We start from the raw sequence: 19,387 nt of genomic DNA, 5'->3' as shown, positions 1-19,387 counted from the left end.
TAGGAAGTAATTTTTCCATTTTATTTTCTTCTTTTGGATATAGGTCTTGTTTCATCGCCTTAAATAAGGCTAGTTGATCTGCTTTTTTTAATTCTCCGACTGCTTCATACACATATCTCCACATTATTGAACGCCTCCTGAAAATGCATTATATTCAACCATAGTCAGTATTTTCAAGAGAGCAACAATCTATACGAAAATAGCCTTTGTAAAAGATAACAATATGTAAGCTCTAATATATATTCAAATACTTATTAATCACCTTCTTTAATTACATATAATTACCATTAAACCCAATTTTCGTTGCGTACATAAAATTAAGATAGCCGCTTACTCACTAGCGTTGCAATAACTTTACCTTTTATTTCAATACATTCATAATATTCAATACTTTAATTTCGTGCATAGAAAAAGCCCTTTTAAATATATTTACTTATTAGTTTTTATCATGTATATTTTCATATAATGAATTGGAATAAACTGTAGAGGCTGACAAAGTGTTAACCATTCGGCCATGGTTCTCTAATGGTACTTACCAAGCCCTTGCCTTTTGAATAAATGGATGAAAGTTTTTTAAGTGCAACTGACTCTAAGAAGGATGGAGGATACATCATCATAAGCCATATAGTCACAAACAAGATAAAGCGCCATAGAAGACAGTTCAAAACATTGATACTTCAATGTTTTATAAGGAGAGAAAATAGTGGAAATGATTAAATCTAAAAACTTTAAAAATACATATATGTTAGGGGTTTTTGCATTATTAACATCCGCAATTTTAACTTCATTTAGTCAAGTTTTCTATGCAAATAAAGTACAATCAGTTAATCCTTTCTTATTTACTGGAATTAGTTTCTTTATAACCTCAATATACTTTCAAATTTTTGTAATTGGAAAAAACCGAAAATATCACTGGGAAATATCATGGAGACCCTTACTAAAATTAAACATTTCCTCTATATTAGCTTTTATGGGTTTTTATTATGCTTTGAAATATATTGAACCGGCCATTGTTAGCTCGTTAGAAATGGGATTAGGCCCCCTACTTATCATTTTAATTGCAGTAATCCAACGTGAAAAAACAAGAAAAGCTCGGTGGTTTATTGCAATAGGTACATTACTTGCTTGTATATTAGTTATAGGAGCCGTATTCACAGGTCGGTCAGCAGTAAATATTGAATTCAATATTCAGGTAGTTATAGGGGTCATTGCAAGTATTATTTGTGGATTAGGCGCTGTTCTTTGTACGATATATTCAAAGCAATTAAGTACAACCGGATGGACAAGCTCCATGATTTTATCTAAGAGATTTATCGGAATTATATTGTTATCATTTATCTTTACATACGACCTTATTTTCCCTTACCTTTTAGAGAATATTGTTTGGATTCTGGTTGTTACAATAGCAGGCGTACTTTTACCAATGTATTTACTTCAAAAAGGAATTCAATATTGTGAATCATTTTTAGTAATGATGTCCCTTTGTTTTGTTCCTGTTTTTACATTTTTTATTCAGTTATTAGACCCACGTTTAGAATGGTCGATGTTAACCTTTTTAGGGGTACTTTTATTACTAGTTTTTGGTATTGGAAGTATTTTCATTGAAAGGAGGAAAGAGTAGCTAAATGTAATTTAGATGACGGACAGTTCGTAAGCTTATTACGATAAGCCAGGTGTGTTTATTAACCTATTTCATCCATTACTATTAAAGTGGTAGGTTGATTTCCGCTACGGGATGATCGCTTTCCGCGGGCAAGCACCGAGCCGCTTCCTACGCTACAATCAACTAAAAAATGTAGTAACATAAATTAATATCGAACATAAAAAAACATTTTAACGGTAAATAACAACCTAATCCCCTCTAATCAATACACCTAATAACAATATAGGTACGCTCTACAAATGAAGAAAACCCACTCTATTTGAATAAAGTGGGTTGATGAATGTTCGACTCATCTTTTTCTGTAAAATAAAATAGCATTGCGACAATACAATCATAAAAAAGAATCTTATAAGAATTTAAGCAACTCTATTTCATCTCGAATCGGGATCCCATTATCACCAATTTGAGGGATCTGGGACTTTATCTTTCGTGCTTTTGCAACAGCATTATTATAAATGCTAGATAAAATATAACCACGTTTTTGATAAAACTTTAAAGCATTCAAATTATCATTCGTTGTCACTAATTTTAACCTTGAACTTTCACTTTTCTTAACTATTTCTTCGACTGCTTTAACTAATTTCGAACCAATCCCCTTGTTTTCAACAATACTATCTAACGAGATAATTTCACATTCATCTTTAGAAATATTGTAAGTAATTAAACAATCAAAATAGCGTTTTCATTTAATATGGCATAACCATTCAGCTCACTGCAATCATATACTCCTCTTGAGTGCACCATTTGAGGACTACCCCAATGCATTTTGAAAAATTCAACCACACACTCTTTTTCTAATTCGTTTGTCGGACAAATTTTCATTTCATTGCCTCACGATTAAATGGGTATTTCAATTAATCTCATTCAGCCGTCCAGTTGATTAACACTCCTGCGTGTGCCAAACCACCGCCGAATCCGTATAATAAAATCTTATCCCCAAATTTAACTTTCCCATCGCGTACACCTTTATCTAAGGCTAGTGGAATTGATGCTGCTGAAGTATTACCATTATCCACTAGGCTATATAATGTCCGCTCAATGGGGAAGTCGCTTTTGGCACATATTGACTCAATCATTCTTAAATTTGCGCTGTGAGGGATAAACCAGTCCACATCTTTTAAATCCGTTGACGCATTTTGCAGAACAGTTTGCATTCCTTTAGGCACAGTAGTGACAGCCCATTTATAAACAGCTTGACCGTTTTGCACAAATTTCCTACTATCAATTAAATCTTCACCGTTCATCTTATTTGCTAGATTTGTACAATATAACTTATTTCCGCCTTCTCCTACCGAACCTATATGGGATGAGATGAAACTTGGTTGTTGTTCAGTATATTCTAGGAGAACAGCTCCTGCACCATCACCAAATAGAATGCAGGTTGCTCTATCTGTATAATCGGTAATTCTAGATAATGTCTCTGCCCCTACCACTAGAACTTTCTTATTTAAACCCGATGTAATCATGCCGTTTGCTACATATAATCCGTAAGTAAAACCCGAACAAGCAGTGTTTAGATCAAAGGCACCAGTGTTCTTAATTCCTAACTTAGCTTGCAGAGCAGATGCAACGCTAGGTGTTTTGAAATCCGGAGTCATAGTACATACGATAATCAGATCCACATCATCCACAGATTGATCGTATCGCTCCATTAAATTTCGTACTGCCTTATATGCTAGATCACTAGTGAACTCTTCTTCATGTGCTATTCTTCGCTCTTTTATACCAGTACGTTGAACAATCCATTCATCGTTTGTTTCAACGAGTGCTTCTAAATCATTATTAGTTAATTTTCGTTCTGGAACATACGAACCTATCGCCGTAATTTTTGCTTTTGATGTAAACATAAAAAAAATCCTCCTCAAATAATACCTCACAAACATTTTATCACTTATCTCTATTACCTGGTACCAATTTATTTGAAAATAAGAAGTTGCTGTTCAACTAAATAATTTCTATTAGTTGAACAGCAACTTCACTTGTATTTTTCTTTAAATCCCATGTCTTCTATTGGCCATATCGTTAATTTCGTGTTTCCTACAATTTCATCCATTGAAACTAAACCAATTATTCGGCTATCAGTACTATTTCTACGATTGTCCCCCATTACAAAGACAAACCCCTCTGGAATTACTGACATTTGAGTAAGTTCTTCCAGTGTAAAATCCTCTGTTAATGTTCCTAGGTCTTTTAAGCTGCTTTTAAATTTATCTAGATATGGCTCATTATGTGCTTTTCCATTTATAAATAATTGGTCATCTTTGTAAGCGATATGATCTCCAGGTAAGCCAATCACACGTTTTATATAATCTTTGTCCTCTGTTGCATGAAATACAACAATATCAAAGCGGTCGGGTTCACCGATTTTACTGACAATCATACGTTCACCATTTTCAAGAGTAGGCATCATGGATTCGCCATCCACAACAATGGGAGTAAATAGAAAGAAGCGGATTATAAAGGCAAGTCCAAATGCTACCACTAATGCTTTGATCCATTCCCAAAGATCATTTTTCTCTGTTTTAATTTTCGTCATTTTTTTTGCTCCTTTTCCATTAACATTTTCACCGTATTACTTATTTTAAACTTATCGATTTGTTCAATATATGAATGAGAGTGCGAAAATCTACACTAAAATATCGATTGTAAAATGACTAATTTCGGTAACACGCTTTCATCTTGAGTATTATTGATCTTTTGGGCCACTTTGATACTTGTAGGGATGAAAATGCATGATAAAATGAGCGGTGTCCAAATTGGAAATAGGTAAGGTGACGTACTTGGGAATATATGAGCTATGTACAATATAGGTGTCCAAAGCCAAAACAATGAACTTAGACAAGCAACTGAAAAAAGTGCAGTGATTAGTAAAAAATCTCTCTTAAATTACTGTGTATATGTAGTCAGCACGTGTTGCATCCTTATTACCTCCTTCATCAATGATAATCCAAAAATGGATTCTATGCTATTTCATTTAAAAAAAACTAAATTTACATGATAAGATGGTATTAGTATCTTAACCATTTTAGCTGTGATTAATCTACGGTTCATACATATAGTGGGGAAAACCTTAAAAGATGACACCTAAGTAGCAAGCTACAGATGCAAATTAGAGAGGTTGTTAAAAATTGAAGAAGACAAATATTTTATTAGCTAGTACGATGTGTTTTTCATTATTACTGAGTGGTTTATCTGCTACAAACACATTATCTACATCAGAAGTGGCATCAAATAAGACAGTTTCTGAACTGAACAAGCAAATTACGATGGTGAGTACACCGGCTAAGAAGATTCAAACTTTATATAACTCAAGTGTTCGTGCCAGTGCAGGAACTAAATATAAAGTGGTTACTTCGGCAAAAAAAGGGAAAGTCCTTACGTCTTATAATACAAAAAAAGTCGGCTCTACTACTTGGCATAAAGTGAAAGTCAATGATAAAACAGGTTGGATTTCAAGTACGGTTGTCAAAAGCTATTCGAGCAAAACGTTGAAAGTACCTTTTGTAAGCCAATTATCACCTGTAAATGCACCGTTTGGTTGTGAAGGCGCAAGTCTATTGATGGCATTAAAATACAAAGGTTATACGAATTTAAAATTACGCTCGTTTTTAGATGATATGCCAAAAGATAAAGGTGGTAATCCATACAAAGGCTTTGCTGGTGGCAATCCTTACGCTAACCAGAACGGTGTCTTTCAATCCATCTTCCCTAAGCCATTAACTAGTTACGGTAAAGAATACAATAGCAATGTAGCGAATATTTCTGGGTACTCTACAGCTCAATTAAAAAAAGAGTTAGATAAAGGTAATCCTGTTATTGCATTCGTGACATTAGACTTTAAAACGCCTGTATGGGGCAAGTGGAAAATGGGCAGTGCAGGAACGAAGAAAATCGTTGATAATATGCATGTCGTCACAGTCATCGGCTACAATAGCAATGGCTCATACTATATAGCAGATCCAAATAGTAAAAAACAGAAATATTGGGTAAGTAAAACGAAATTTGAAAAAGCGTACAATGCACTTCAATGGGGCGTTGTTGTAAGATAAAAAATAGTACATTCAGGTACACTTCTAAGCTATTTAGTAGTGTACTTTTTTGTTTTGTTGCGGTAAGAATTAGAAAACAATATTTAAATTGAATCTTTTTACAATTAATTTGCAGGTTAATTATAAAAGAGCGTTGAATTAGTACGTACAGAAAGGAGGTTTTTTCAATATCTTATATCTATGAACTAAAATATTTATTAGATGTACATTCTATTTGGATAATTTTTGAGCTGATTTTGGTGACTTCATGTATTTCAACAATACTATTCATTTTAACTAAAAACCAAAATGTCTCCATACTATCTTCCGTTCCGATTTACTATGTCTTAGCACTGTTGCGATACGGAACTACACATCTACTTTTTCTCTTAGTTGTCATGTTAGTACAGGCAACAATCGTTTTGAATATGCAACATCAAAGCAAACAGGAGTCAGAACTAGATATTAAAGAAAAACAACAAATAATCTAGTTCTTTCTTCAAGTAATGAGAACGATAATGGGTAACATTTGATCATTTTGTTTTGAAACAGATGATTGGTCGTAGAAGTTTATATTGTATAAAAAGGATAATTTAAATTGTTTGTGTTAAAGAAAAATAAAGTGATTTAAAATAGAAAGCCGATACTCTCAAAATAAGAGGATGTCGGCCTTTTCCATTTAAAGATATTCTGATCTAAAGATTATTATTGAAACAACATGCAGATTACTTGAATTTTTTATGGTAAAGTCACTTTTAATGTATGTAAAGGTGTATGAAAGGAGAATCCATTGTGATTATTACCAATATTAACATTAGAAAAATGACAGATAATGATTATGAAGTAATGGCTAAATGGTTAAGTACAAAAGAAGTTTTAGAGTTTTATGGCGATGTTAATTCCCCATTTACAATAGATCAAGTAAGGAATAAATACGAACCACGTATAAGGGGAGATGTCTTAGTTTCCCCTTTTATTGTTGAGTTAGGCAGTTCCCCAATAGGATTTATGCAATATTATAAGCTAGAAGAACAAAATGACTTTGGCTATTCAACAAATCAAGTTGTTTATGGAATTGATCAATTTATTGGCGTCCCTAACCTGTTTAATAAAGGTTATGGAACAATAATGGTTAGTACATTTATTGACTTTATTTCTTCAAATACAGACGCTGATGTAATAATATTAGATCCTGAAGTTTCTAATGTAAGAGCAATTAGATGTTACGAAAAATGTGGGTTTTTAAGAGTTAAAAAATTCAATAACGAGAGTAATTTGTTAATGGAATTTAAAATTAGCAAAGCCTAAATTCGTACTGTTCTTCATCCACTAACAAAGGGGCAATATTTAAAAATTACTAAACGAATTAAACAACTCTATTAACCATTTTCTAAGAAGAGTAGACCTTAATCACTGAAAATTAAATTTCTCTTTTTCATAAATTCATGACTAAATTCATATAAACATGGAGACAGACTTCGTGAGGATGATCTAGTGACTTTAATTTGGGTTATTGGTTATTTGTACACTGCAGTAGGCTTTAGTATAGGTGGTGTAATAGCATGGGTATTAAAAGGGTTTCAGAAAAAAATTGATATCATTTACAGTATTTGCGCAGGTTTAACTCTTGGTTTGATAAGCTTTGAAATTGCCCCCGAGGCGATAGTACTAGGAAATTGGCTTACATTCATCCTTGGATTTATTGTAGGGGTTATATTATTTAAAATTTTACATAAAACTTTGGCTATTTTTATCGGAGCAACCAAAAATCACGTAAAGAATTTTTCATTACAAACTGGGATATTGTTAATGCTTAGCATCGCAATTCACAATTTACCTATAGGAATTGTTCTAGGTGCAAATCAAGATTCAACTGTAAAAACATCGCTATTACAAACCATTCTACTACACAATATACCAGAAGGAATTATTGTATTTACACCTTTATTTATAGCCGGTCTTGGATTATGGTCTTGGTTCTTTATATCTTTAATCGTTTCACTCCCTGTTGGCATTGGAGCTTACATAGGTAGTTCAATAGGAATTGGCAGTCCAATGTTTTGGTCGTTTTCCATAAGTTTAGCCGTAGGCACAATATACATGGTCACTGTTAAGGAAGTTTTGCTAGAGTCAATGAAGGAATCTCCCAATGTTTTAATAATAGCCATCATAAGCTTTGGAGTTATTGGAGGATTTCTTTTTCTAATTTAGCTTTAAAATCTATTCCAGCGGGGCCTATATCTGCAAGATGCCATCCATAAAGATACTTGCAATTAGCAAAGGATAAATTAAGCAAATAGACGATGCTTGATCTATCCTTTTCTTTTGGTCAAAATAATAGTACGAGATCAGTAGTTTTTATCATTCCTTACGTTATTTTATAATCACTAAAATGATCATAAAAATTAGGGAATATATAATTGTTGAAATCTCTATTAACACTGAGCTATTTTCTTTTAATTTCTTCCAGTCCATAGCCATATCAATACTAAACAGTACTAGAAACAGCATTGCGAATAGGTTACATAAGTGCATCATATAAAGCAGCAACCGCTTCTCCCCGCCCCAGAATATCACTAGGTGCCCTCTTTTCAACGCGATCATCCGTATGGACAAACGGTATAAATTTCACAATTTGCTTGCGACGAAAATAATCATAAACAAGATTTCGCACAATACGTTTTAGCCATGTTTTCACATCTGCTTCTTACACTACTTAAGTGCTTTATAAAATGTTTCTTGAACGAGATAAAATATGTATTGATAAATCGCATCATTATGCGTTTGATATAAATGTTGAAATGACATTTTGTCCATAAAACCCCTCCTTCTTAACTATAGACGATTGAGGGGGGATTTCTACTCAGTTTTATACCCCTAACTATCTATTTCATCTCACCGGATTCCTTTTATGTGATAGGCGAAAATTGATATGTTTGGATTTATCTGACATAATAAAGGATGATTATGCTAGTTTATTTAGATGGTTTAAGAGAATTCTCCAGCCATTCTATCTTTATATAGGCTATGTTAAATAACAAATGATGAACAAATTTTTGCGTAAGCCTCTATCAGCGTCTTTAGTTAAATGACTTAATGAAAGAGTGGTTCTTAAATAAAGGAGGTTTGTTCCCAAGATATGTACAAGGTTGTGTTTTTTGATGTTGATGGCACCCTATTAAGTGAAATTGATAGAAGTATTCCTTTAAGCACAAGGGAAGCAATTGATAAATTGATTGAAAAAGGCATTAAAGTCGTTGTCGCAACAGGAAGACCGTACAATTTGTGTGAAGAGTTTAAGGTGATGGGTATTGACACGGTTATCTCCGCAAATGGTGCACATATAAAACGCAATGATGAAGTGATATATAAATCAGCGCTTTCGACAGAAACCGTTCGAGACATCTCGGCTTTTGCTAAACTGAACGGTCATGGCATTTCTTATTTCACCGAGCAATTCGCTATGAACGGTATCGGTTCCGATGATGAACGAATAATGAAAGCATTAAATGAGACTTTGAGTCTGACGCAATACCCTGAAAAAATGAGTTCTCTTTCAGAAGAGGTATATTGCATATGTTTGTATGCAGATGATAGAGAGGCTCAAAAATTCGTAGACAGTTTTCCAAGGCTCAGGTTTATCCGATTCCATAGTTATGTCACTAATGTGCTGGAAGAAAAAGAAGTTTCTAAATCATTTGCAATAAAAAAAGTGTTAGACCATTTAAAAATTTGCAGGTCAGAAGCGATCGCTTTCGGCGACGGTGGAAACGATATCGACATGTTGGAGTATGTAGGTTTGGGCATTGCCATGGGAAATGGTGATGAAAGGCTAAAACAGAAAGCGGACTACGTTACCAAAAAGGCAAGCGAAGACGGGATTTCCTACGCTTTAAAAAATTTTGGTGTTATTTAATACAAAGAGATATGAAATTAAATTATTTTAACTTGTCACAAGGAGCAAGTTCCAAATGAATAAGCACTCGAACGCTTCTTAGTGTCGCAGTTTGAAGATTATAACCAGAAATTCGCGACACATTGTCATATCGGCTTCAATCAGGCACGTTCAGAACTCGAAGCGATTTTTGAATCGTAAGAATAAGTTAGAGGAACGCGCAGAGAGAAAAGTTTGGTTTGTCAAAATTATTGACAGTCCCCCATTGTCAGGTTCATCAGCCATTAAAAAAGGGAGATAGACTATTAAGTTTAGTAAGTCCATTGATATCATCATGCATGTTCATACGAAAAGTTCCATCTTTTTCTTAAAATTTTTCTTTTGAATCAATTTATACCGATGAACAAGTAATAGCCATACAAAAAGGAAGTAGCGCTCTATTCATGCATACACGCTACTTCCTTTCACTTTATTCAAATTTTACTAAACTCATCTAACATAGCAGTTCGTCTTGGATAGCGTGCTTGCAATGATTTGATTAATCGATTTACGCTTTCATGATAACCTGCTCGTTGCATGATCCGTAAATCACGACAAAATTCGCGGTAATGGCTTCGATTTGATGAATGGACTGCCTTTTCTTCAATAAATGCATAAAAAATTTGTTCTACTTCTGTCTGATATGTTGGAATCAATTCCGCATAATATGTTGTAATATATGCTGGGTGTGCTTGACAATAGCCGAGTAATCGCTCTGTCAAACCTTCTGCAACAATATTATTGACATACAGACGAGGTGATTTATGCTCTAACTCATCAAGCAGACGCTCTCGCAAGATTAACCACTCATCTGAGGCATATAATGATTTTAGTTTTTCATAAAAATCGTCATCACTTGCTAATACAAGTTGATAGGCAATCTCTCGCATCTTTTCAAGCTGATTTAATCCTTCATATGCCATAAATGCGTAGCGTTTCCATTGATGGACAAGCCCCCGCTTGTCCTGATCGATGCGCATACCCTCTTCACACAACTCTAATGCATATTGGTAATTATACTCAGCTAGTGCCATGTTAACGACCTTTTCTCGTATCTGATTATCATGCAAGTTTTGTTGTAAAAATTGTTGGATAATTTTTGGGTCATCATTTACTTCCAGTAATTGTAGCTGAATCGCACGTATTTCTTGGTGGTAGTAGCGTGTATTCCAATCTTCATTGCTTTGTAATTGTTCAGCTAAAAGTGTGTCGAATTGCTGATGAATCGACATATCTTCGCAAAGTGGCACAAGTGTACGTAATAAATTCGCTCGCCATGATGACCAACCTTCTAAGTTTTCATGCATTGCTATCTTGACAATCTGCTTGTACACCTGTTGTTTTTCTGATGTAGACCAAACTTCTACTCCGTCTTTGATAGCGTAGTAAATATTGCGAATGGCGTCATCCACAGCACCCCCTACTTCCCCAGAAGAATCATCACAATAGCTTTCTAAATCAACAACCGCTTTGATACAGATGATATTCAATTGAATCGCAAACTGATATTTTTCATCATCAAACGCCGCTGTCGCCTGATCACTCACCTGATACACGCCTGACAGCGCTTTACCAACCTGATTCCATTTGACAAAACCTTTCTTTGTTGCCTCTTCAATATGATAATCAATAAGATCTTTCGCATTCTCCAATGCATCTATTGATGGTGTTAACTTCATCTTCAGATATTTTTTCACTACTGGATATTGCGCCGCCACATCAAACAAAAGTTCTTGCAATTGTTTTTTCGACTTTTCCTGCAACAATTCATCTAAAGAAGCTGCGGATTTCTTGTTTGTTGGAGCCTCACTTGCAATCGCAAACAAAGTCGCTGCAATATGCTTGCATTCATTATCATAATCATATGGGCAATCACAATTTGTATTTAGAATATTGCCCTTCTCATCCATATCAATCGTGACCTCATAGGTTTCTGTTCCTTCAACCTCAGCCGTACATTGGGTGCAATCTAATTGTGATAAAGTAACGCGATCTTCCAAAAAGTAATTGTAACCTCTATTGACAAGTATCGTTGGCAAGTAACTTTCAAAATCATGTATATTCAAATATAAAACCTCTTTTCTAGATAGATTATTTTTATACGATAATTTCACCGGTATCTTTAGAATGAAATTTAATCACAAATATCATAGCCCTTAGATTATTGGCAGCCTAAAAAATTCATTTATTTAAGCTTTCGCACAAACCTATTTCAAGGCTTTATACTATGCTATTATAAATCATATTAATTTGAAATAAAAAGGGCACAATAGTAAAAAGATACGTAAGCATGACGAATTGTGCATTATTAGAAATAATATTAGAGAAAGTTTAAAAATTCACTTAAGCACGTATACCTCAACTTAGATAACATAACCCAACAAACCATACAGAACAGTGAAATACGCACACTATTAGTTTTCAGTACATTTTACATACATCCCGATTACCTAGGCAAAGGAATCGGCTTGAACAAAAAGAGGGAAAAGGCAGCTCTGTTAGAAGTCTTTATGAACGGTTTAGCTTTAAAGTGGCGAGCGAAGACCATATAGATGTTTGCATCTATATGGATATAAAAGAAAACGAACAAGATATTAAAACCCCGTTGTAACTTCTCGAACGTGGTTTACATTACTTTTGTTAACTACCTCCAAATTTTAATCCGTTTTTCAAAACCAAAAATACCTCAGCCGTAAACGCTAAGGTATTTTTGGTTTACTTACTATTCATTTACGATAAGAATCGATTAAATTTTGCTGCCATGTTAGATATTTATCCTTATAATGAATAGATTTCACTTTAAAGCTTTGCCATTTGTCAATTGATTTTTGTTTCATTTGTGTAAAGTTGAACTTAAATTCAGTCTTCTTGAAAATCTTTAATTCCCCAGTTTTCATTTCTTCCTCGAGAATTTCAATCGTGCGATCCAAATTTGCTTCTTGCAATTTCATACTCAAATCTATAAGTAGCAAAGGGATCATACCTAATATCAGGACTAAAAAAATAAACAGAATAACCACTTCCATATTCTCCCCTCATTTTAAATTTCTTTGATAAAATGTATTTCCCATATTTTATTCCTAAAAACAGCTTTGGGAAGATCTTCATAATTTATTCGTTGAAATTTATATTATTAGGGCTATTTTAGAGTGTGGTTAGTAGACGATGACGATAAGTGTAATATTCATTAAGAAATAGATAACGATTTGTATACTTAAAAATAGTTTATATTTTCGTTGTTCCAATATGTTATGATTTTCTTTACTGAATTTCCAATCGAAAAAGAGTTCATTAAACAGAACAAGCGTAAAGATGCTTAGCAATATGAGTAGATTTACAGGGTGATAATAAACAAAGAAAAAACTGAATGTAATGCAACAAATGATATTTGTGAAGAGTTTAATAATGCGATCTCCCGTTTTCCTTTGAAGTTTTGGAATCTCTGGTAGTTGGCATTTTTTTATCATTATTTTTTTAAGGAAATGTGAAAATAAACTAAGGACTAATAAAAAAGGAATAAAATAGAATTTCAAACCACTTTGGCGGCCATCTCTAATCATTGCATAGAACTCATCATAGAACTCATTGGTGCCATCTTCCATCACAAAATAGCGATTTGTAAGCATATCCTGGAATATCAATTCATCATTTCCATTTGAATATATTTTTAAACGCCATTCCCGATGACCCTCCGCTTGTAAAATAATATCTGAAAAATTATAAAGGCTTTCAAAACGAGTTATATGTTCCTCTTTTAATTGACCTAAATTTTGACTCAATGTCTCTAGCTGTTGCGGATTTTCGTTTTTACTGACATCTAAATAAAGTGATGAAGATCTTGCTTTAAAGGATTCTTTATCTATAGATAAAAACCCATCAAAATAATATATGCGCTCAAGTTTTATTTCAGTCGTAAAATCTTCTAAAGGTTGTGTTCCCCTAGGAGCTGCAGTTTGGTCGGTTCCATTGAATATTGTTAATAGCAAAATAATGCAAACTACAAAGGCTGATGCTAAGACAAAGGGGTATTGCCAATGTGTTTTGCCTTTTGATTGTTTAGGGCTGCTATCAATCTGCTCAGTAAGCTTCTCCAATGTCTGCATTTTCGCTTTTTGCGAGCGTTTCATCGTACTTAACCGCTGCAATTTCTCATCTAAATGACTCATCACTATGACCCCCTTCTTGTAAAATTTTCTTTAGTGCAGCCATTGCACGAAAAGTATTATTCTTCACTTTTGCTTCAGAGCACTGAAGAAACTGCGCCGCTTCTTTGACAGTAAGCCCTTCAATTTTTCGTAAAATGACTGTTTCTCTATAAGATAACTTTAACTTTTTCAATGCTTCATAAAGAATGGCCATATTCTCACCCGTTTCTAGTACTTCACTTGGTGTTTGTGTGTCGTCTGCATAATCCTTTTTATGTCCAAGTGGCAGAAACTTTATCAGCCGCTTTTTACGATAATGATCATACACAAGATTCCTGGCAATACGCTTTAGCCAAGTATGGGCCGCTGCTTCATGGCGAAATGTTTCAAACTGCTTATAGGCTTTGAAAAAGGTTTCTTGAGTGAAATCTTCTGCTTGCTCTTTGTTATTTACCATGAAAAATATGTATTTAAAAATGGCATCACTTTGCGACATGTAAAATGTTTGAAATGCGTCACGCTCCATGCAATCCCTCCTTCCCCTATTTAGACGAACCACTCTTTAATCGGTCTCACTTTTTATAAAATGTTTGGTTTCATCCATAACTTCGAGAAATCTACATAACCAAAATGCTTAATAGTGACATTTTGAATGTCAGTAGAGAAAGGGATAATACGTTTTTCATAATATAACGGGATTAATATGGACTGATCGATACATTGTCTTTCAATTTGTATATTGAGCTTAGTCCATTCTTCAAAAGGTGTTTTAGCATAATGTTGAATAAGTCTAGCAACCGATGGATGAGCATTTACAACATCAGAAACTGCAGAATTGTCACTTGTCATAAAGTGAAAGAAAGAGAGTTGCTGATTCATCTCGAAAATTTCGCCATGCACGATAATATCTGCATCGTTTGTTAAACAACGATTGTTTAGATGCTCTTCAAAGGATAAATAGCGCAGTTCTACAGGAATACCAGCTTGTTCAAGTAGATCCTTCAACCACATCGTAATATCCTCTGTATAATTGACAAATTCCATTATTAAAGGTTTTGTGACTTTTGGACAAATTGCTTGAGGAACTGTATATGGCTGACTATAGCCGATTAGAAAACCATTATGATTTGCCGAATAATGATGATGCATTTTATTTAAACCTTCGATTTCATTGCGATGTTTAGCTATTAATGCGTGTATAAAATGACGCAATTCCAAATTTTGTATAGATGAGCCATGACAAATATTCAAAATGACAATGCCAAAGCCAGAATCACTTTGAACATCAATTGTATCGAGTGTATCTCCATTTTGAGATGTGCGGTAAATTGTATCAAAATCCTTCGGTACTTGAACAAACTCAATCGTATCTAGCAAGGGTCTCTCTTGAAAATAGTCTGTAAATGCTTTTAAAACAGTGATAGAGGCCGAATCTTCTTCCAAATAAAATGAGCCTGTTCCGTATAGATATCCATTTGTTTCTTTATAAATACTTGCACTGAGTAAGCCCAAAAGTTGCAGAAAATAGCTACACGTTGTATACAAATCAACAACAAGTGGTGCAGGTGAAACAATTGAATGAATTGGCGACCAAATTTTTTTATAGCTAGGATGATGACATACTTTATTGAAGCAATGTACGACATCTTCGGCTGTTAATATAGAACCATCATGAAAATATACATCCTTTTTCAAATACACCCTTAATCTCTTGCTATTTTGTTCCCAACTATGTGCAAGTTCAGCTGTTACCTCACCATTTAAGTCCACATGTACTAAGCGATTATATAAATTAGATACAAGGTTAGCGCTTTGAGCGTCAACTGCTTCCGTTGGATAGAAGGTGAGAAACGGATTCCTTTTTGGAATGATCAACTTATCGATGCCGTCTTGTTCATAACCAAACTTTGTTTGAAATATCTTTGTTAATCTTCGTTTTGCTCCTGCAGACCAATCGTAAAGTAAATATTTTGCTGCATCTTGGACGGACTGATTTTTTAAAACCTGTTCCATTTCTTTTTCATAAATGGCTTCAACACTTCGTAACCATTCCAATGAGGACTGTACTCCTCTTCCTTTACCAGGTGTAAAGCGAATCCATCCTTCACTCCTCCATTTGTGCAATAATCTAGACGTTTGTTTTGCACTAAGTTGAAGGGTATCTGCTATATCCTTTTGCTTAACTTTTCCAGATGGACATGATTGATAGAGCTTTAGTAATGATGCTTCCATATCTTTCACCTCAATTAAGTAGACATTTAATTTTAAATTGTCCGTTTTTAATTTTAATAGTCCAGTTTAATATAAAGGAAATGCAGGAGGTATACAACAAATGGAATTGAAAAATTTACCGCAAAATATCAAACTGAGATTGGTCACATCCTTTTTCAATCGCATTGCTTTTAATGCGATTTTGCCTTTTATGGCTTTGTTTTTTGCTCAAGAAGTGAATAAAGTATTTGCTGGGGCACTTTTGCTCTTATCAGTGGGTATTAACTTTTTAACAAATTTAGTAGGTGGATATATTGCCGATCGCTTTCGTCGTAAAAAGGTCCTTCTGTTGACTACTTTTACGACGTTCGCATTGTTATTACTAATGACGTTATGCTTAATTCCGAACGAACGATTCATTTGGTTATTTACAGCTTTATACCTTATTTTTGTTGTATCAAGCAACTTAGGACGCCCCGCTATGCAAGCCATTATTTTAGATTCCACGACAGCTGAGAATCGAAAGGCCGTTTTTGCGATTGATTATTGGCTGTTGAATGTATCAATTAGCTTTGGGGCCATTTTGGGTGGATTTCTTTATTTGAATCATCAAATCTTATTATTTAGTTTTTTAACGATAACAACTCTGTTCATTGCTATTGCTTATGTTATTTGGTTGCAGGATGCGTCGGTTCCTTCATTAGTAAAGCAACATGAAAATGTGCTTTTAGATATGATGAGTAATTATAAAACAGCACTACTTGATCGACGCTTTGTAAAATTAACTTTAGGGATGATGTTCATTTTTTCTGCGGAATTTTCTCTTAGTAGTTATACGAGTGTGCGACTTACTGAAACGTTTCAATCGATGCAGTTTTTCGGCTTTGAAATTGAAGGTGTTCGGATGTATAGCTTACTTAGCTTTGAAAATACACTTCTTGTCGTCTGTTTTACTTTTTTAATCACAAAGTGGACGAATACGATGACAAATAAAAAAGCAATCTTGTCCGGCCTATTAATATATGGAATCGGCTATACTCTCTTAACGTCTTCAAACCATCTCTATCTTCTACTAATCCTCGGTGCAATTGCGACTTTAGGAGAGTTAATGTATTCACCTGTCTTTCAAACGGAGCAGGCAAATTGTATACCACCAGATAAAAGAGGCTCTTATCTTGCTTTCTCAGGACTCGGCTTTAACGGTGCTAGTATGATTAGTAGCAGCGCTTTAATATTAGGAGCATTTTTAGCACCTTGGGAGATGTCCTTATTTATCGGACTTGTTGTTGCAGCAGGTATTGGGTTGATTTATAGTGCTTTGTTTCATTCGAAAACGGTTGCCTTGTCTTTAGCTAAGTAGTAAGAGAATATAATCCTAGTTTTCCGTAAAAAAGCGTGTTTTGATAAGATTTAATCAAAACACGTTTTTTTATAGTATGCATCTTTTATAGCTCTCTCCAAAACCACTTGACGATATTTCCATCCTCTTCTATATTTGAATCTGTATTAAGTATCATTTTTAATGAGCATGTGTTGCTTTTATCACAAACAACGAGAACTTTCTCTAAATTTAACTCTCTTGTATTTTCGAGTGTTACTGATAAGAGCACCTTTTCGTCTTTCCGAGGGGCCAATATGTCCACCACAATTAGAATAGACTTCTGTTACTTGAAGGCGTATATTAACTGCTTTGATGATTTTTCTATTTTCGTCTATTAACCAAAAATTAGAATCTGGAACCCAATCTTTAGGACCATTTAGACCTTTTTCTCTATCATCTAGAAACAAAATCATCTCTTATAAATTCGATAGTTTTTTGGAATAGACTAAGGTACCACACCTTTACAAATATTAACATTTTTCCGGAATTATAAGCTCTAGTAACAACAGGTTATAATTGTCATTGGCATATAAAAAAGATAGCTAAAATAACTTAGGAGGTGAAAAGTTGAAAAATTGCTTATGTTGCCAGTTAGCGACAAAGGAATAAGCAGTACATACGGTTTATGAAGATGACTATGTGATTGGCTTTCTAGATCACTCGCTATAATGAGGGCCACACATTGATTGTTCCTAAAAAGCATTTTTTGGATGTTGATGACCTTGATACAGAAACAGCAAATGCAGTAATGCAAGTTTCTATGCAGTACTAAAAACTCTATATAAGCCAGAGGGTATAACGATTTGCCAAAATGGTGGATTGTATAGCGATCTTGAACACTGTTATATGCATCTCGAACAACCATTTGTTTACTTTTATAGTGATGATTCGATTGATCAAGAGCTTGTAGCACTTCTACTTATAACACAGTTGAATTTATCTTCAGCTATTTATGAAATAAAAAAAGATATCTCATGAAAACTCGGGACATCTTTTTTGCGGTTTCTTATTGATTTAACAACAATCGCTTAAACCCTTAGCTCACTTATCACTGCAGTAAAATCTGCAGTCATTTCAAATAATGCGGCTGTAAAATAGATTCCCTCGTTAATCGAAACATACAAAATTTCACTTTCCTTCACTGAAAGTTCTGCTACTATTTCGAGATTCATCTTGGAGGCTACCTAAATGTAGCGTTGTAATAAAATTTGATCCTTCCAATGAACCTTATTTCAATAAAAAATCCATGCAAAAGTCATAATGATTTTAGACTTTTGCATGGATTTGGATGAAGTGCGTTGTTGTATTAAGCTTTAGCTGCCCAAATTTCTATTTCTATTTTAATTTCTGGTAACCCTAACTCAGAAATATAACCGATCGTCATTGCTGGATATTCATTACCGAATAATTCTTCCCATTTTGAATACAGGTGATCCCAATCAATCTTTTCGATCGCCCATACATTTACTTTAATAATATTATTAGCAGTTAATTTTTCTGAATCCAATACTGCTTTAATGTTGCTAAAAGTATTATTGATTTGTTCGTTCATACTTTCTGGAAATTCACCATTCTGATCTATTCCGATCTGGCCAGATGTCACATATAGCTCTGAATTTCTTGGAATTTTAGTAATATGTGTGTAATTTCCAACTGGATTAGGCATTCCTTCTGGGTTCTTTCTTGTTATTTCAGCATTTTTCATATTGTTTACCTCGCCATCTTAAATTTCCTACTGTTTTTCCTTCTATCATTTTTAGACACACTTCACCCTTGGAAAATGTTTTCAGAAAAAAACAGCAGTAGAGTATCCATATCCAAGAGATAAAAAAATAAGTGATTTTTTCTTCATAATTTGAATACCCCTTTCTCTACTAAAATGACAAGATAGTAATTTTGATTTGATTATATACAATAAATACTAATTTATCAAACTAACACCGGATATAATGTCACTTATCAAAAATATACCTTTTTAAAAAGATAGCTTACATTACATATACAATCTTATTAAGTTAACCTACC

General features: G+C 33.9%; 17 protein-coding genes and 2 pseudogenes. 8 read left to right on the top strand and 11 right to left on the bottom strand.

The genetic code is table 11. The annotated features are described in order from the left end of the window. The first annotated feature begins 709 nt into the window (after positions 1–709). Positions 710–1,621, top strand: a complete 912-nt coding sequence (locus JFL43_RS10580) for a DMT family transporter (protein WP_234447728.1) — start codon at positions 710–712, stop codon at positions 1,619–1,621. 388 nt (positions 1,622–2,009) lie between these two features. On the opposite strand, the pseudogene JFL43_RS10575 reads toward JFL43_RS10580, so the two are convergent. The 3 genes and pseudogenes from JFL43_RS10575 to lepB all read right to left on the bottom strand — a co-directional run bounded on the left by JFL43_RS10575 (position 2,010) and on the right by lepB (position 4,199). Beyond that, a pseudogene (locus JFL43_RS10575) lies at positions 2,010–2,485 on the bottom strand (GNAT family N-acetyltransferase). Positions 2,486–2,523: 38 nt separating this feature from the next. Then, entirely contained in the window at positions 2,524–3,510 is a 987-nt protein-coding gene (locus JFL43_RS10570; RefSeq protein WP_200749033.1) for a ketoacyl-ACP synthase III, read from the bottom strand. A 128-nt stretch (positions 3,511–3,638) separates the two neighbouring features. Further along, on the bottom strand, positions 3,639–4,199 hold the full coding sequence (gene lepB / locus JFL43_RS10565) for a signal peptidase I (protein ID WP_200749032.1): 561 nt from the start codon (positions 4,197–4,199) through the stop codon (positions 3,639–3,641). A 592-nt stretch (positions 4,200–4,791) separates the two neighbouring features. On the opposite strand from lepB, the gene JFL43_RS10560 reads away from it, so the two are divergent. The 4 genes from JFL43_RS10560 to JFL43_RS10545 all read left to right on the top strand — a co-directional run bounded on the left by JFL43_RS10560 (position 4,792) and on the right by JFL43_RS10545 (position 7,902). Continuing rightward, on the top strand, positions 4,792–5,712 hold the full coding sequence (locus JFL43_RS10560) for a C39 family peptidase (RefSeq protein ID WP_200749031.1): 921 nt from the start codon (positions 4,792–4,794) through the stop codon (positions 5,710–5,712). 239 nt (positions 5,713–5,951) lie between these two features. Beyond that, entirely contained in the window at positions 5,952–6,182 is a 231-nt protein-coding gene (locus JFL43_RS10555; protein WP_200749030.1) for a hypothetical protein, read from the top strand. Between the two features lie 301 nt (positions 6,183–6,483). Continuing rightward, positions 6,484–6,999, top strand: coding sequence for a GNAT family N-acetyltransferase (locus JFL43_RS10550; RefSeq protein WP_325166663.1), 516 nt, complete (start codon positions 6,484–6,486; stop codon positions 6,997–6,999). Between the two features lie 186 nt (positions 7,000–7,185). Next, complete coding sequence (locus JFL43_RS10545) at positions 7,186–7,902, top strand: ZIP family metal transporter (RefSeq protein ID WP_200749028.1); 717 nt, start codon at positions 7,186–7,188, stop codon at positions 7,900–7,902. A gap of 310 nt (positions 7,903–8,212) precedes the next feature. On the opposite strand, the gene JFL43_RS10540 is transcribed toward JFL43_RS10545, so the two are convergent. After that, entirely contained in the window at positions 8,213–8,389 is a 177-nt protein-coding gene (locus JFL43_RS10540; RefSeq protein ID WP_200749027.1) for a sigma-70 family RNA polymerase sigma factor, read from the bottom strand. Positions 8,390–8,830: 441 nt separating this feature from the next. Here JFL43_RS10540 and JFL43_RS10535 point away from each other — a divergent pair, with 441 nt between their 5' ends. Next, a complete protein-coding gene (locus tag JFL43_RS10535; RefSeq protein ID WP_200749026.1) occupies positions 8,831–9,607 on the top strand; it encodes a Cof-type HAD-IIB family hydrolase in 777 nt (258 codons plus the stop codon). A gap of 30 nt (positions 9,608–9,637) precedes the next feature. After that, positions 9,638–9,787, top strand: a pseudogene (locus JFL43_RS10530) (IS256 family transposase); the annotation flags it as partial. Positions 9,788–10,059: 272 nt separating this feature from the next. On the opposite strand, the gene JFL43_RS10525 reads toward JFL43_RS10530, so the two are convergent. From JFL43_RS10525 to JFL43_RS10505, 5 genes are all read right to left on the bottom strand, one after another. Beyond that, entirely contained in the window at positions 10,060–11,691 is a 1,632-nt protein-coding gene (locus JFL43_RS10525; protein ID WP_200749025.1) for an SWIM zinc finger family protein, read from the bottom strand. 660 nt (positions 11,692–12,351) lie between these two features. After that, positions 12,352–12,651 carry a hypothetical protein gene (locus tag JFL43_RS10520; protein WP_200749024.1) on the bottom strand — a complete coding sequence of 100 codons (300 nt, stop codon included), beginning with the start codon at positions 12,649–12,651 and terminating at the stop codon, positions 12,352–12,354. A 129-nt stretch (positions 12,652–12,780) separates the two neighbouring features. Further along, positions 12,781–13,791 carry a hypothetical protein gene (locus tag JFL43_RS10515; protein WP_200749023.1) on the bottom strand — a complete coding sequence of 337 codons (1,011 nt, stop codon included), beginning with the start codon at positions 13,789–13,791 and terminating at the stop codon, positions 12,781–12,783. After that, positions 13,775–14,296 (bottom strand): RNA polymerase sigma factor, encoded by a 522-nt coding sequence (locus tag JFL43_RS10510; RefSeq protein ID WP_200749022.1) that lies wholly within the window; start codon positions 14,294–14,296, stop codon positions 13,775–13,777. The genes JFL43_RS10515 and JFL43_RS10510 overlap by 17 nt, the downstream gene beginning before the upstream one ends. 53 nt (positions 14,297–14,349) lie before the next feature. Further along, positions 14,350–16,002 carry an ABC transporter substrate-binding protein gene (locus JFL43_RS10505; RefSeq protein WP_200749021.1) on the bottom strand — a complete coding sequence of 551 codons (1,653 nt, stop codon included), beginning with the start codon at positions 16,000–16,002 and terminating at the stop codon, positions 14,350–14,352. A gap of 100 nt (positions 16,003–16,102) precedes the next feature. On the opposite strand from JFL43_RS10505, the gene JFL43_RS10500 reads away from it, so the two are divergent. Further along, the gene (locus tag JFL43_RS10500; RefSeq protein WP_200749020.1) at positions 16,103–17,341 is read left to right on the top strand and encodes an MDR family MFS transporter; all 1,239 of its coding nucleotides are present in this window, start codon (positions 16,103–16,105) and stop codon (positions 17,339–17,341) included. 1,049 nt (positions 17,342–18,390) lie between these two features. Here the strand turns inward: JFL43_RS10500 and JFL43_RS10495 are convergent. Next, a complete protein-coding gene (locus JFL43_RS10495; protein ID WP_200749019.1) occupies positions 18,391–18,534 on the bottom strand; it encodes a hypothetical protein in 144 nt (47 codons plus the stop codon). A 134-nt stretch (positions 18,535–18,668) separates the two neighbouring features. Continuing rightward, positions 18,669–19,067, bottom strand: a complete 399-nt coding sequence (locus JFL43_RS10490; RefSeq protein WP_200749018.1) for a RidA family protein — start codon at positions 19,065–19,067, stop codon at positions 18,669–18,671. Positions 19,068–19,387 lie beyond the last annotated feature (320 nt).

The organism is Viridibacillus soli (assembly GCF_016612995.1).
In the GTDB taxonomy this organism is placed as follows: Bacteria; Bacillota; Bacilli; order Bacillales_A; family Planococcaceae; genus Viridibacillus; species Viridibacillus soli.
The sequence above is the reverse complement of the archived record's forward strand: the minus strand, read 5'-3'. Positions and strand labels throughout refer to the sequence as shown.